At 66.9% G+C, this 13,963-nt stretch carries 15 protein-coding genes; 3 read left to right on the top strand and 12 right to left on the bottom strand.

Annotated elements, in window-relative coordinates:
• Positions 1-27: 27 nt before the first annotated feature.
• The 11 genes from HV773_RS16195 to phnG all read right to left on the bottom strand — a co-directional run bounded on the left by HV773_RS16195 (position 28) and on the right by phnG (position 10,647).
• Positions 28-438, bottom strand: coding sequence for a DUF6232 family protein (locus tag HV773_RS16195; protein ID WP_175195440.1), 411 nt, complete (start codon positions 436-438; stop codon positions 28-30).
• 112 nt (positions 439-550) lie between these two features.
• Positions 551-1,720, bottom strand: a complete 1,170-nt coding sequence (locus HV773_RS16190; protein ID WP_175195438.1) for a porin — start codon at positions 1,718-1,720, stop codon at positions 551-553.
• 387 nt (positions 1,721-2,107) lie between these two features.
• Positions 2,108-3,223: a succinylglutamate desuccinylase/aspartoacylase family protein gene (locus HV773_RS16185; RefSeq protein WP_175195436.1), complete on the bottom strand. Its 1,116-nt coding sequence runs from the start codon at positions 3,221-3,223 to the stop codon at positions 2,108-2,110.
• A gap of 258 nt (positions 3,224-3,481) precedes the next feature.
• On the bottom strand, positions 3,482-4,249 hold the full coding sequence (locus tag HV773_RS16180; RefSeq protein ID WP_175195434.1) for an ABC transporter substrate-binding protein: 768 nt from the start codon (positions 4,247-4,249) through the stop codon (positions 3,482-3,484).
• Positions 4,250-4,669: 420 nt separating this feature from the next.
• The gene (locus HV773_RS16175; protein WP_175195432.1) at positions 4,670-5,803 is read right to left on the bottom strand and encodes an alpha-D-ribose 1-methylphosphonate 5-triphosphate diphosphatase; all 1,134 of its coding nucleotides are present in this window, start codon (positions 5,801-5,803) and stop codon (positions 4,670-4,672) included.
• 70 nt (positions 5,804-5,873) lie between these two features.
• On the bottom strand, positions 5,874-6,641 hold the full coding sequence (gene phnL / locus HV773_RS16170; protein WP_175195431.1) for a phosphonate C-P lyase system protein PhnL: 768 nt from the start codon (positions 6,639-6,641) through the stop codon (positions 5,874-5,876).
• Between the two features lie 8 nt (positions 6,642-6,649).
• Positions 6,650-7,432 (bottom strand): phosphonate C-P lyase system protein PhnK, encoded by a 783-nt coding sequence (gene phnK, locus HV773_RS16165; protein WP_175195429.1) that lies wholly within the window; start codon positions 7,430-7,432, stop codon positions 6,650-6,652.
• Positions 7,429-8,382, bottom strand: coding sequence for an alpha-D-ribose 1-methylphosphonate 5-phosphate C-P-lyase PhnJ (locus tag HV773_RS16160; protein ID WP_175195427.1), 954 nt, complete (start codon positions 8,380-8,382; stop codon positions 7,429-7,431). The genes phnK and HV773_RS16160 overlap by 4 nt, the downstream gene beginning before the upstream one ends.
• Positions 8,379-9,503 (bottom strand): carbon-phosphorus lyase complex subunit, encoded by a 1,125-nt coding sequence (locus tag HV773_RS16155; RefSeq protein ID WP_175195425.1) that lies wholly within the window; start codon positions 9,501-9,503, stop codon positions 8,379-8,381. Before HV773_RS16155 ends, HV773_RS16160 begins: the two co-directional genes overlap by 4 nt.
• Positions 9,503-10,156: a phosphonate C-P lyase system protein PhnH gene (gene phnH / locus HV773_RS16150; RefSeq protein ID WP_175195423.1), complete on the bottom strand. Its 654-nt coding sequence runs from the start codon at positions 10,154-10,156 to the stop codon at positions 9,503-9,505. The genes HV773_RS16155 and phnH overlap by 1 nt, the downstream gene beginning before the upstream one ends.
• Positions 10,153-10,647 (bottom strand): phosphonate C-P lyase system protein PhnG, encoded by a 495-nt coding sequence (phnG, locus tag HV773_RS16145; protein WP_175195421.1) that lies wholly within the window; start codon positions 10,645-10,647, stop codon positions 10,153-10,155. Before phnG ends, phnH begins: the two co-directional genes overlap by 4 nt.
• Positions 10,648-10,828: 181 nt before the next feature.
• On the opposite strand from phnG, the gene phnF reads away from it, so the two are divergent.
• The 3 genes from phnF to phnN are packed head-to-tail and all read left to right on the top strand — an operon-like array spanning position 10,829 to position 12,917.
• A complete protein-coding gene (gene phnF, locus HV773_RS16140) occupies positions 10,829-11,584 on the top strand; it encodes a phosphonate metabolism transcriptional regulator PhnF (protein WP_175195419.1) in 756 nt (251 codons plus the stop codon).
• Positions 11,581-12,357: a DUF1045 domain-containing protein gene (locus tag HV773_RS16135; protein ID WP_175195417.1), complete on the top strand. Its 777-nt coding sequence runs from the start codon at positions 11,581-11,583 to the stop codon at positions 12,355-12,357. Before phnF ends, HV773_RS16135 begins: the two co-directional genes overlap by 4 nt.
• An 8-nt stretch (positions 12,358-12,365) precedes the next feature.
• Positions 12,366-12,917: a phosphonate metabolism protein/1,5-bisphosphokinase (PRPP-forming) PhnN gene (phnN, locus tag HV773_RS16130; protein ID WP_175195586.1), complete on the top strand. Its 552-nt coding sequence runs from the start codon at positions 12,366-12,368 to the stop codon at positions 12,915-12,917.
• Positions 12,918-12,986: 69 nt separating this feature from the next.
• On the opposite strand, the gene HV773_RS16125 is transcribed toward phnN, so the two are convergent.
• The gene (locus tag HV773_RS16125) at positions 12,987-13,811 is read right to left on the bottom strand and encodes an IclR family transcriptional regulator (RefSeq protein WP_175195415.1); all 825 of its coding nucleotides are present in this window, start codon (positions 13,809-13,811) and stop codon (positions 12,987-12,989) included.
• Between the last annotated feature and the right edge of the window lie 152 nt (positions 13,812-13,963).

Below are 13,963 nucleotides of genomic sequence, written 5' to 3'. Positions count from 1 at the left end.
GTCTGACGCGCGCTACCGTCCGCAGTTCTATTGGGCGGTGGGGCGCGCCGGGCTACCGTTGGTAGCGCTCGTGGCTTTGGCCGCGCGCACGGCCTGCTCGACGCGTTCGAGGAAGACGATATCGGCGCTCCAGACCGCTTCGCGGGATTCGCCGCCCGTCACCACGATCAACTGATGCTTGGCGTCTTGCCAGATCCACGCGAGCCAGCCCACCACCACCAGCATCACGCCGCACCCGAGCCCGGCGCCCGAGCCGTATGCGCCGCCCACCGCCGCGAGCGCCACGCCGATCAGCGCGAGCGCGATGGGCACGGTGCGCTTGCGCTGCCCGAAGACGATGCGCATGTCGTCGATATCGCGCAGCGGGAAGACCTGGCCCGCAGAGGAGAGCGCGGTGCGCGTGACCGAGACGCCAGCTTCGTTGAAAGGGAGTTCCATCGATTCGATCGCTGCGAGGGGAAAGGGCGCAGCGTACCAGAAGCGCGCGTGAAGCGGCAGCCAGCATGACGCCGCAAGGAGCGGCGCCATGCTGCACAAGGTTGGAGCTGGCTTAGAACTTGTGGCGGATACCGAGGCGCACAGCCACCTGGTTCTGCGAACCGCTGCCCGACGGCGCGATGATGCTCGACGCCGAGGAGCCGATCTGTGCCTGGACCGGCGCGCCCTGGTAGGTGCCCGATGCATCCTGATAAGCCACGAGCGCGTACACGTCCGTGCGCTTGCTGAGCGCGTAGTCGGCCGAGGCGTTGACCTGGTTCCAGTGCGCCGTGACGAGGCCCGACGAGCGCGAGTACGTGTAGCCCAGCGCGCCCGTGAAGGCCGGCGTGAAGGCGTACTTGCCGCCCGCTTCATAGGCGTTGTAGATCGTCGACGAACCGGCGATCGGCGCGAAGCGCGTGTTGGTCCAGAGCAGCCACATCGTCGCCGCGCCGGCCACATAGCGGCCGCCGAAGCCGAACGAGCGCAGATCGTGGATCACACCCTTGGCGCCGCCCGTCGTGTTGACGTTGGCGAGCGTGGTCGAGAACGACGTGGGCGATGCCGCGGCCGGGTAGGTGATGTCGGTGTACGCGCCGCCGAGGCTGAACGGGCCATAGGCGTAGTTCGCGCCGAAGCTGTACGCACGCGACGAAGCCGTCGTGGTGCCCGCCGGCGCGCCCGCGAACGAGGTCGTATTCGAGAAGCCATAGAGGCCGCCGAACGTGAAGCCCGAGTAGTTCACGCTCTGGAACTTGACCGCGTTGCTGATGCGGCTCGACGTGAGCTGATCGACGTCGTTGACGTGGTAGGCCCAGTTGCCCGAGACCGTGTTGCCGCCGGTCGAGTACTGCGAGCCGAGCACGTCCGTGCTGAACGAGTACTGGCGGCCGAACGTGAGCGAGCCGATGTTGGTCTGCGTGAGGCCGACATACGCTTGACGGCCGAACATCGAGTTGCCCTGGCCTAACGTGCCGTTACCGATGTTGAAGCCGTTTTCGAGCACGAAGATCGCCTTCAGGCCGCCGCCCAGGTCTTCCGAGCCGCGCAGGCCCCAACGGCTGCCTTGCGCGACGCCGTCGGCAAACGTGTATGCGCTCGAGCTGCCTTTCGTGGCGTTCTGCACGTGGTTGACGTAGTTCACACCCGCATCGATCAAACCGTACAGAGTCACGCTGCTTTGCGCATGAGCGGCCCCGGCAAACGTGGCGAGAATAGCGGTGGTCAAAATCTTGTTTTTCAACTGTTTCTCCGGATGAAGGAAAGTAAGTCTCCGGCTTCTTGAGAGCCGATTGATGCGACGCGCTGTAATTTAAGGGTCGATAACGAAAGGAATATGACAGTAAGGATATGCAGGGTAAATGTCGACTTCGTGTGGCACGAATGCGACAGGGGGCTTGCGAGTGGCGTCGAGTGGCCACGAGCCGCGCCGGGATTGGCTCGGCGGGATCTGAAAGGGGGCGGTGCAGCGCCGGTTGCGGAGAAAACCGGGTTATATGATTTTCTGATTTAGTTCATTCAGATTCGCATATGGATCGCCGATTTATATGGAATCCGAATTAATTGTGGCGGAATTGATCCATGTGACGCATAGGGCTCAAGCATGAGCCCTATGCGTGTGAAGCTTCGTTCAGAGTGACAGCAGCGAACCCGTGCGGATCGGCTTGTCGCCCGCGATGCGCGCGACCTCCATGCCGGCCGTGGCGAAGCGCGCGCTATGCCGCGCGTACATCACGCCGCTCACGCCCGCATGCAGCGTGGTCAGGGTGTCGGTGAGCGGGTCCACGATGTCGGCGATCGGCGCGCCGGCTTCGATCCACGCGCCGCATTCGGCGCGGAACACGATCACGCCGCTTGCAGGCGCGACGATCGGCTCGGTGCCCGCGAGCGGCGTGGCCGGATGCGCGAGCGGCGGCAGCGGGGCAGCCGCGCCGTCGATCACGCCGTAGCCGGTCAGGTACTCGACGATGGCCTGTGCGTCGTGCTCGGCGAATTCGTGCGAGACGTCACGCTGGCTGCGCAGTTCCACGGTCACCGAAATCGAGCTATGCGGAATCGGAAAGCGCTGGCCGAAGCGTTCGCGCAGCTCCGACCAGCAGAAGCTGTGAATCTCGTCGAACGGATTGCCGACCGAATCGAGCGCGAGCAGCGACGCCTTGGCGTCCAGATAGCGCGCAAGCGGCTCGACCTCGGGCCAGAGTTCGGGATTCGTGTAGATATGCATAGCGGCTTCCCAGTCGCAGTGCAGATCCAGCACGATGTCGGCGTCGTAGGAGAGGCGTTGCAGTGCGAGACGCTGCGATTCGATTTCGGTTTTCGGCGTTTGCGTCGCGAGCGCCTCGCCCATCGCGGTGCGAATGGCGTCGCGGTTCGCGTCGGCGTCGGGGCCGAGGCGCGATTCGATGCGCGGCAGCACGAGTGCCGTGAGATCGTAGAAGTTGCGGTTGAAGTTTTGCGCGGTGTTCGACTCGAAGCGGCCGATGAGATGGCCGAGCCAGCGCTGGTTCAAACCAATCGGGTTCGCTACCGGAACCACGACCACTTCGCCGCGCAGCTTGCCCGCCGCCTCGAGCGCGGCCAGCTTGCGCCGCAGCGCCCAGGCCGTGAGCATGCCGGGCAATTCATCGGCGTGCAGCGACGCTTGCACATACACCTTCTTGCCGCCGGGCTGGCCGTAGTGGAAGCTCGTGACCTGGCGCGCGGTGCCGAGGGCGGGCGCTATCAACGGATGGTGGTGAGTTTGCATGATGGGCTCGCGCGGCGCGGGAGGCGCGCGGCGCGTTCAGAGTGAGGGTCGGGATGGCCCGCGGGCGGGCCGGTGCTCATGATCTTAGCCGATCTGGACAGCGGGCTGAAAGCTGGCGTTTGCCTGAGCCGGTGCGCCGGGCGCGACCAGGCATGCCAGAAAAACGAAAGCCCGGCGCAAAGGCCGGGCTTTTTCCCCCATCGTTCAGCCGGGACGCGCTTTCACGCGGCGCCGGCTTTCCCGCAGGGCGTGCAGGGCTTAGCTGCCGTACACGTCGAAGTCGAAGTACTTCGCTTCGATCTTCTTGTACGTGCCGTCCTTGATCATGTCGGCGATGGCCTTGTCGATCTTCGCCTTCAGGTCGGTGTCTTCCTTGCGCAGGCCGATGGCGGCGGCGCCGGTCGGCAGCTCCTTGCCGGCGAACTGGAAACCCGTGCCGCGCGGCGTCTTCAGGAAGCCGAGGTCGGCTTGCACTTCATCCTGCAGCGCTGCGTCCAGACGGCCCGAGATCAGGTCGGCGTAGACCTGATCCTGGTTCTGGTAAGGCACCACGTTCACGCCCTTTGCCGCCCAGTTTTCCTTCGCATAGGTTTCCTGGATCGTGCCCTGCTCCACGCCCACCGACTTGCCCTTGAGCGAGTCAGCCGTCGGCAGGAGCGTAGAGCCCTTCTTGGCGACGAGGCGCGTCGGCGTGTTGAACAGCTTTGCCGAGAAGGCGATCTGCTCCTGGCGCTGCGGGGTGATTGTCATCGACGAAAGCGCGCCGTCGAACTTCTTCGCCTTCAGGCCCGGGATCATGCCGTCGAAGTCCTGCTCGACCCACACGCACTTCGCGTTCAGGCGCTTGCAGATTTCGTTGCCGAGGTCGATGTCGAAGCCGACGAGCTTGCCATCGGGCGCCTTCGATTCGAACGGCGCGTAGCTGGCATCGACGCCGAAGCGCACGGTGGACCAATCCTTCGCGTGGGCGACGCCGGCCGAGACCGCGAGCAGGGCAACCGACAGGGTGGCAAGCAGTTTTTTCACTATGTGTACTCCTCGTATGGTTCAGGGCGCGCAGCGGGCGGTTGTGCCGTCGCCGCGCATGGTTCCGGCGCGGCTCGCGCGGGAACTCTGTTGGGCTCGCTGGCTTGAAAGCGAGCGGCGGCGCAAAGCTTACCCGGGTCAAAATTGCTGCGTGGCTAGTGTTATACCGGATGGCGGGATTCGCAGTGCGCTAACGAACGTTCGAGCACTGTGGCGGGACGGCACAAAGCCTTGTGGGACAAGGCGTTCGGGGCGCGGGCCGGGCGCCGCGCGCGGTACCTGCGAGGGCGATTACGATGCTTTGCCGCAACAGTCTGAAGAATGCGCAACGGCGTTTGCTGGCGTGTGTTGGAGAGTTGAAAACGAAACGATGGTGTGTTGTTGGTTTTGGTGTAAGGCGCGCGTATATATGCGCTTCAATCAGACCACGCGCGTACCCGCGCGGTACGTCGCGCGTGGCACCGGCAGCGTGTCGAGCATCGTCACGCGCACGAAGTCGGCGCGCAGGCCGGGCGCGATCGCGCCGCGGTCCGCGAGGCCCGCCTTGTGCGCCGGTTCCCACGAGACCGTGGCGAGCGCGCGCGGCAGCGTCCAGTCGGCCCGGGTCACGAGATCGAAGGCGGCGGTGAGCAGGCTAGACGGTACGTAGTCCGATGAAAGAATGTCGAGCAGGCCGGCCTGCGCGAGTTCGAGCGCGGAGACGTTGCCCGAATGCGAGCCGCCGCGCACCACGTTCGGCGCGCCCATGATCGTGGCGATGCCGCGCTTTTTCGCCTCGGCGGCGGCCACGCGCGTGGTCGGAAATTCGGCGAGCACGATGCCTTCGCGCGCAGCCTGCTCGACGTGCTCGACGAGCGTGTCGTCATGGCTCGCGAGCGGGATGCGGCGCGCGCGGCAGCGCTCGACGATTGCGCGGCGATGTGCGTCGGCGTAGCGCTCCTGCTCGGTGGCCATCTCGGTGAGCATGATGGCGGCCTGCTCGTCGGTCCATTTGCCGTGGCGCTCCTGAAAGCGCCGCCATTGCGTGCGGTCGTGCCACTGGCGCTGGCCCGGCGTATGGTCCATTACCGAGGCGAGGCGCAGCAGCGGGTGCTCGCTCAGCGTGTCGAACAGATCGATCACGTCTTCGGTTGCGATCTCGCAGCGCAGGTGCAGGAAGTGCTCGGCGCGCAGCAGCTTGCGCTCGGAGAAGCGCGTGAGCGCGGCGGCGCTGGCGAGCTGCACCTCGCGGCCGCGCACGCCCACGGCCGCGCGCGTGCCGATGGCGAGCGCGTCGAACACCGTGGTGATGCCGGCGGCGGCGATCTGCGCGTCGTGGATCACGAACGCGGCGTCGGTGTTCCAGTGCACGCCGGGGCGCGGCGCGAGGTGCTTTTCGAGGTTGTCGGTGTGCAGCTCGACGAGCCCCGGCAACAGGAAGTCGCCTTCCCAGTCCTCGGCGTCGGGCGCGGCGGTCGTGCCGCGCGAAAGTTCGCCGATCGCGCCGTCTTCGACACGCAGCGTGCCGGTGAATACTTCGTCTCGCGTCACGATGCGCGCGTTCTTGATCAACATCGTCGGGCTCCGGAATTCAAACATGAGTGTGCCTGACGCAAATGACAGGCCACGACTTTTCAAGGCACTTTCAGGCCATTTCAGTGACAGATGCGCTCGCATGCGGGGCGGTCAGTGTCAGCACGCGTGTGGCCACGCGGCCGCGCGTGTCCTCGTCGTGAAAGACGCCGACGATTGCAGCGCCCCGCTCGCGCGCTTCCACAATCAGGCTTGCGACCACGGCGCGGTTCTCGGCGTCGAGCGAAGCGGTGGGTTCGTCGAGCAACAGCACGCGATGCTGCGCGATCAGGCCGCGCGCGATGTTCACGCGCTGCTGCTCGCCGCCCGAGAAGGTGGCGGGCGCAAGCGGCCAGAGGCGCTGCGGCACATTCAGGCGCGCGAGCAGCGCGGCGGCCCGGTCGCGTGCTTCGTCTTCGTCCACGCCGCGCGAAACGAGCGGCGCGGCCACGATATCGATCGTACTCACGCGCGGAATCACGCGCAGGAACTGGCTCACGTAGCCCACCACGTTGCGGCGCAGGCGCAGCACGTCGTGTGGCTCCGCGCCGGTGATCTCGAGGTGCTGGCCAAGCGCTGCGTCGTCGCGGATGGCAATCGAGCCGCCGCTCGCGAGATAGTTGCCGTACAGACAGCGCAGAAACGTGCTCTTGCCCGCGCCCGAAGGCCCGACCAGCACCACGCATTCGCCGCGCTCCACGTCGAGCGAGACGCCCGCGAGCGCTTCGATGCCGATGCCGCCCTGGCCATGCAGCGTGAAGGTCTTGCGCACGTCCTCTGCGCGCAGCATCAGGGCGGGGCGCTCGCCGAACGCGCGCGCAATCGAGGGATCCGGAGTCATGGCTCGTCCTATACCGGCAGCACCGAGGCCACCAGCGTTTGTGTGTAGGGGTGCTGAGGATCGTCGAGCACCTGGTCGGTCAGGCCGGCTTCGACTACGGTGCCGCCTTGCATCACCATCAGGCGGTGCGCGAGCAGCCGCGCGACGCCGATGTCGTGCGTGACGATCAGCACCGAGAGATGCAGCGTCGTGGTGAGCGTGCGCAGCAAGTCGAGCAGCCGCGCCTGCACCGAAACATCGAGGCCGGCGGTGGGCTCGTCCATGAACACGAGGCGCGGGCCGGTGACGAGATTGCGCGCGATTTGCAGGCGTTGCTGCATGCCGCCCGAGAACGCGGCGGGTAGTTCGTCGATGCGCGTGGCGTCGAGTTCGACGCGCTGCATCCACTGCTGCGCGGTCTGGCGAATGCGCCCGTAGTGGCGCGCGCCCACGGCCATCAGCGGCTCGCCGATATTGGCGCCCGCCGAGACGCCGGCGCGCAGCCCGTCGCGCGGGTTTTGCTGCACGAAGCCCCATTCGGTGCGGGCGAGCAGGCGCCGGCGCGGCTCGGAAAGCGTGAGCAGGTCGAGCGATTCGCCGTTCGCGTTCACGTATTCGAGCGCGCCCGAATCGGCTTCGGTGCGCAGCGCGAGCGTGTTGAGCAGCGTGGTCTTGCCCGAACCCGATTCGCCGACGATGCACAGCACCTCGCCGGGATACAGATCGAAGCTCACGTCGCGGCAGCCGTTGCGCCCGCCGTATTGCTTCGTGAGGTGGCGGGCGCGAAGCAGAGGCGTGAAACCTGATGTCATGCGTGTTCTCCGGGTGGTTTCGCCTGCGCGGTTGCCTGCGCGTTTGCCTGCGATTTTTCCAGGTTCTCCTCAGCGTCCCGCCGTTCGTGGCAATAATCGCTATCCGAGCAGACGAACATGCGCTTGCCCGCATCGTCGACGATCATCTCGTCGAGGAAGCTCTCGCGCGAGCCGCACAGCGCGCACGCATGGTCCCAGCGCTGCACGTCGAACGGGTGATCGTCGAAGTCGAGGCTTTTCACCGGCGTATAAGGCGGAATCGCATAGATGCGGCGCTCGCGGCCCGCGCCGAACAATTGCAGCGCGGGATTCATATGGAGCTTGGGGTTGTCGAACTTCGGAATCGGCGAGGGCGAGGTGAGATAGCGCCCATTCACCGTGACCGGGTAATCGTAGGTCGTGGCGATGCTGCCGTGCTGCACGATGTCCTCGTAAAGCTTCACGCTGATGAGCCCGTAATCGGCGAGCGCATGCAGCTTCTTGCATTCGGCCACGTGCGGTTCGAGCCGGAACAGCGGCTCTGGCATCGGCACCTGGTAGACGAGAATCTGCTTCTCCGTGAGCGGCGTTTCGGGAATGCGGTGACGCGTTTGCACGATCGTCGCGTCCCGGGTGCGCCGCGTGGTGGCCACGCCCGTGGTGCGCGCGAAGAAGCGGCGAATGTTGACGGCGTTGGTGGTGTCGTCGGAGCCCTGGTCGATCACCTTGAGCGTGTCGTTCGCGCCGATGATGGCCGCCGTCACCTGGATGCCGCCCGTGCCCCAGCCATACGGCAGCGGCATTTCGCGCGAGGCGAACGGCACCTGATAGCCGGGCACGGCCACCGCCTTGAGCAGCGCGCGGCGGATCATGCGCTTGGTCTGCTCGTCGAGATACGCGAAGTTGTAGCCGCCGGCGGCGCGGGTTTCGTGCGAAGCGAGCGTGGCTTCGAAGGTATCGGGCGCGTTCATGCGGCCTCCCCGGATGGCAGGCCGCCGCGCTCGTGCTGCGCGCGCAAGCGGCGCACGAGTTCGAGCTCGGCCTGGAAATCCACGTAGTGCGGCAGCTTCAGATGCTGCACGAAGCCCGAGGCTTCCACGTTGTCGCTGTGCGAGAGCATGAATTCGATGTCCTGGGTGGGCGAGGCCAGCGTTTCGCCGAGTTCTTCGGCGCGCAGCGCGCGGTCGACGAGCGCCATTGCCATCGCCTTGCGTTCCGCATGGCCGAATGCGAGGCCGTAGCCCTGCGTGAACGCGGGCGGCGCGTCTTTGCTGCCGGCGAACTGGTTGATCATCTGGCACTCGGTCAATTCGATCTCGCCGATCTCGACCGCTTCGCCCAGTTCGTCGAGCACCATTTCCACGGCCACCGAGCCAAAGCGGATCTCGCCTGCGAACGGATGCGAATGCGCATAGCCGCGCTGCGTGGCGTAGCCCATCGCGAGCAAGAAGCCTTCGTCGCCGCGCGCGAGGTTTTGCAGACGCACGCTGCGATCAGCGGGAAACGCGAGCGGCTCGCGCGAAAGGTCGCCCGGTTCGCAGGCTTCGCTCGACGGCGTCTCTTGCTCGATCAGACCTTCCTTGTCGAGTAGCGTGACCACGCGCGGCATGGAATCCGGTTCGTTCGGAACGCTGGGTGGCGAGTGAGGTCGGGATGATAATTCGATATCCGAATCATTGCCGCCTTCCGCGAGCAGCGCGAAATCCAGCAGGCGTTGCGTATAGTCGTATGTCGCTCCCAGCAGCTGGCCGCCGGGCACATCCTTGAACGTGGCGGAGATGCGGCGCTCGACGGCCATCTGCTCCGTTTCCACGGGCAGCGTGTAGCCGAAGCGCGGCAGCGTCGTGCGATACGCGCGCAGCAGAAAGATCGCTTCGACGAGATCGCCGGCGGCCTGCTTGATCGCGAGCGCGGCAAGCTCCTCGTCGTAGACCGAGCCTTCGGCCATCACGCGCGCCACGGCAAGGCGCATCTGCTCGCGAATCTGCGCGACGCAGAGTTCGGGTACGCGCGTATCGCCCCGGCGGGCTTGATCGAGCAGGCGCCACGATGCTTCGATCGCGCGCTCGCCTCCTTTGACGGCAACGTACATCAGCTCACCTCCACGCGAGTCGTGCGCGGCAGGCCCATGATTTGGGCGCCGCAAACGAAGTAGAAGTCGATGCCGCACGGAAAGAGCGGCGCGAGTTCGGCGCGTTCTTGCCAGAAGCGCGCGGGCAGGCCGGCGGGCGCGGCGGTGTGCGTCGACTCGATGCCGGGGCCGCGCAGCGTGATCGATGGGCCATCGGCCAACGAATCGACGCGCACAAACACTGTGGCCGACTGTTCCGGCGACTCGGGCGTGCCGCAGGCGAACGCGTCGAGCGGTGGCAGCGCGGCGGTGTCGTGCACGTAGGCGAAAGCGGCCTCGCGTGGCGTGTTCGCAAGCGGGGCGTCCGCGTGAAAGCGCAGCGCGGCTGCGAGCGCGGCGTCGGGCTGCGCGAGCCATACGGGCGTGGCGTAGTCGCAGAGCGTGAGCAGCGCGGCGAAGACCGCGAGGCCCGCGCGCGGCGTGTCGGGCGCGGCGGCGCTCGCCGGCTCTGCCGCTGGCAGCGGCGTCTCGATCGTCGCGAGGGTGCCCGGGCGCGAGAGCGCGCCGAGCAGCGTGCGAAACACGGCTTGCGTATCGTGGACCGGATCGGCGAAGCCTGGCGCGAGCGTATCGAGCGCCGCGTGCAGGGCGGGGCTGTTGCGTTGTTCGTTCATGCGTCGCCTCGAACCATCGTGAAGAACTCGACCTTCGTGCTGGCGGTCTCGTCGTGTTGTGCCGCGCGTTGCGCGGCCAGGCGCGCCGCGAGCGGCTCGATCAACCGTGCGTGGAGTTGGGTGTGGTGCTCGGGCTGTTGCAGGAGCGCGTCGGCGAGCGCGGCCAGTTCGGCGCGGCGCTTGTCGCGGCCCAGATGGCACGCCACGCCCACGGTGGCGTCGGCGCTGTTGTGGGTGCGCAGACGCAGCGTCGCGCGGGTCACGGTGGCTTCGCCGAGATTGAAGGCGTTGCCGGTGCCGCCGACGCGCCCGCGCACCATCGCGAGCCCCGTCTGGGGCGCGCGCAGCCACTCGAAAGCCGGCATGCTCTCGCCGCCGAGCGCGGCAATGAGCGCCGTTTCGAGTTCGGCGCGCGGCGTGCGCGCAAGCACCGCCATCCAGGCGCGGCGCGCATCGGACGCGGCGGAGCGCGGGACCGAAGATGCGTTCATCGGAGTTCCTGTGTCGTGACCGGAGATGTACATTGGAGCATCTACTCATCTAAACGTCTAGACGTTTATGCGGATGTCTAGTGTGTGTGCAACGAAGAACGTTTTCATATTTCCATCACGCCGTGCACACTACAATGCGCAAGCTACAGCCGATATTGAACCCCGGAGGAATGACAGCACCATGACATCGAACGACGAGGCCCCGCACAGCACGCTCGAGCGCGGCGCAGGCGTGGCGGTGTGGCGGCAGATCGAGCAGATCCTCGCGGCCGAGATCGCGGCGAAGGGTTTTGGCGAGGACGGCCGGCTGCCGAGCGAAGGCGAACTGGCACGGCGCTTCGATGTGAACCGTCACACGGTGCGGCGCGCCATGCTGGGGCTCGCCGCGCTCGGCCTCGTGAGTGTGGAGCAGGGGCGCGGCACCTTCGTGCAGCCCGGCGCAATCGATTACACCATCGGCAAGCGCACGCGCTTCACCGAGAATCTGCAGCGTCATCAGCATTCGGCGGTGGGCAAGCTGCTCGCTTCGTCGCGCGTGAAGGCCGATCCGGGCGTGGCGAAGGCGCTTTCCATGCGCGCCGGCGCGCTCGTGTACCGGCTGGAGACGCTGCACGAGTCGGAGGGCGTGCCGCTCACCTATGCGCGCAGCTGGTATCCGGCCGCGCGCTTCGCCGATCTGCCCACGGTCATGGCGCGCGTGGACAGCACCTCGAAGGCGCTCGCCGAATTCGGCGTGAGCGATTATTTGCGCAAGTGGAGCCGCATCGGCAGCGTGCTGCCCGAGCCCGAAGTGGCGCGACGGCTGAACATCAACCGGCAGCAGCCGGTGCTGTGGGTCGAGAACGTCGACGTCGATCTCGACGGCGTGCCCATCAAGTACGGCATTACGCATTTCGCGGCGGACCGCGTGCAGTTGATGGTGGAGCACGACGTATGAGCGCGCCGCACGAAGACTGGAGCGAGGCAACGCGCTTCGCGCTCTATTACGCGCCGCCGCGCGCCTCGGCGTGGTGGCGGGCCGGCTGTGCCTGGCTCGGCCGCGACCCGGAAAGTGGCGAGACGCTAGCGCCGCCGCAACCGGCCGGGCTCGCGCAGCCGCTCGCTGCGCTCACCGGCGCGCCGCACCGCTACGGCTGGCACGGCACGCTCGTACCGCCTTTCCGGCTCGCGGCGGGCGTGACGCCGCAAACACTCGTTGCCGCCGCAGAAGCATGGGCAGCGGGGCGCGCGCGCTTCGAAGTCGCGGTGGAGGCGGCCATGCTCGGACGCTTCGTCGCGCTGCGGGCCGCTAGCGAGAACGGCGCGCAGGCGCTGCGCGAGCTTGCCGCCGACGCCTTGCGCACGCTCGGCCACCTACGCGCCGCGCAGACCGCCGACGAGCTCGCGAAGCGCCTCGACGCGCCGCTCACACCGCGCCAGCGCGCCTATGTCGAAGCGTGGGGCTACCCGTATGTGTTCGACGAGTTTCGCTTTCACATGACGCTTTCCGATTCGCTCGACGACACAGCCGTGTGCGCCGCGCTCGCGCACGCGTGGAATGCCCAGATGCGCGACGCGGGCGCACTGCCCGTGGAGGGCGTCGCGCTCTACGTCGAGCCGCACCCGGGCGAGCCGTTCTCGTTGTGGCGGCGTGTGGATTTTCCCGCCGATTTTCCCGCCGATCGATCGGCACAGATGCAGGCGCACATGCAGGCACGGGGGCGCGCATGACCACTCGCATGAAATCGCGCCTGATCTACGTGATGGGCCCCTCGGGCGCGGGCAAGGACTCGCTGCTTGGCTTTGCGCGCGCGCGGCTCGCGTCCGGCGGGGTGCTGTTCGCGCATCGCTACATCACGCGCGAAGTGGATGGTGGCGAGAACCACATCGCGCTCACCGACGCCGAATTCGAGGCGCGCTCGCGCCTTGGCCTGTTCGCGCTGCAATGGCGCAGCCACGCGCTGCGATATGGCATCGGCGTGGAGATCGACCAATGGCTCGCGCTCGGCTGCACGGTGGTGTTGAACGGCTCGCGCGCCTACGTGAACGAGGCGCTGGCGCGCTATCCGCACATGACGGTCGTGCACGTGAACGCCGCGCAACATGTGCTGGCCGCGCGGCTTGCCTCGCGCGCACGGGAGACGCCTGAGCAGATCGCAGCGCGTCTCGCGCGGCGCGCGCCGTTCGAGGTGCCGGCGGGCGCGGCGCTCACGCACATCGACAACTCGGGACGGCTGGAGGATGCCGGACTGGCTTTCGTCGAGACGGTGCAGCGGGTGGCGGCGGGCTGAGCGCCGCACCGTTCGCCGGCTGCATACGGAAGAAAGCCCCTCTCCCCATGGGTGAGAGGGGGAGAGGGCTCAGGTGCGCAGCGCCACCATCTCCGAGACGCGCTGGGCGGCCTGCTGGAGCGGTTCGAGAAAGGCCTTGACCATCTGTTTCGCCGAGGTGCGCTGGGCATTGCCGCTGATGTTCATGGCGGCGATCACGCGGCCCTGGCGGTTGCGAATCGGCGCGGCGATCGAGATGAGTCCGCCCTCCAGCTCCTGGTCGATGATGGACCAGCCCTGCTGGCGCACCTGCGCGATGATCTTCTTGAGCTCGTCCTTGTCGGTGACGGTGCGCGGCGTGTGCGCGTAGAGCGGCATTGCGCCGAGCGTGGCGTCGAGCGTCGGCTCGTCGAGCGCCGAGAGCAGCACGCGGCCCATGGACGTGCAGTAGGCGGGCAGGCGGCTGCCGATCGAGAGGTTGATCGTCATGATCTTGTGCGTGGGCACGCGCAGCACATAAACGATCTCGGTGCGGTCGAGCACGGCGGCCGAGCAGCTTTCGTGCACCTCGGCCGAGAGTTGCTCCATGACCGGTTCGGCCAGATTCCAGAACGGCATCGACGTCAGATACGCGAAGCCGAGGTCCAGAATCTTCGGCGTGAGCCGGAACAGGCGCCCTTCGGCCTCCACATAGCCGAGCGTTTGCAGCGTGAGCAGGATGCGGCGTGCGCCGGCGCGCGTGAGGCCGGTGGCCGCGGCGACGTCGGTGAGCGTTTGCTCGGGGCGCTCGGCATTGAATGCGCGGATCACGGAGAGCCCGCGCGCGAACGACTGCACGTAGGAGTCGCCCGGCTTTTCGGCGGACTCCGGCGGCTCGTCGGAAGGGGCGGGCGTAGCGCGGCTGGCGGGGTTCATGGCGTCGTGGCGTCGGATCAAGGGCTGGAGGCGGCGCGTAAGGAACCCATGACAATAGCGCAAGCGCATGGATTCGCCAACCGGTGCGCGGCGGACGACGCCGGTCGAGACGGGAAAATCGAGGTGTTCACAGATTTTATTGGCTTTATATT

The sequence above is a fragment of the Paraburkholderia caffeinitolerans genome (assembly GCF_902859945.1).
Lineage (GTDB): Bacteria > Pseudomonadota > Gammaproteobacteria > Burkholderiales > Burkholderiaceae > Paraburkholderia > Paraburkholderia caffeinitolerans.
This window is presented reverse-complemented; position numbering and strand designations above follow the sequence as displayed.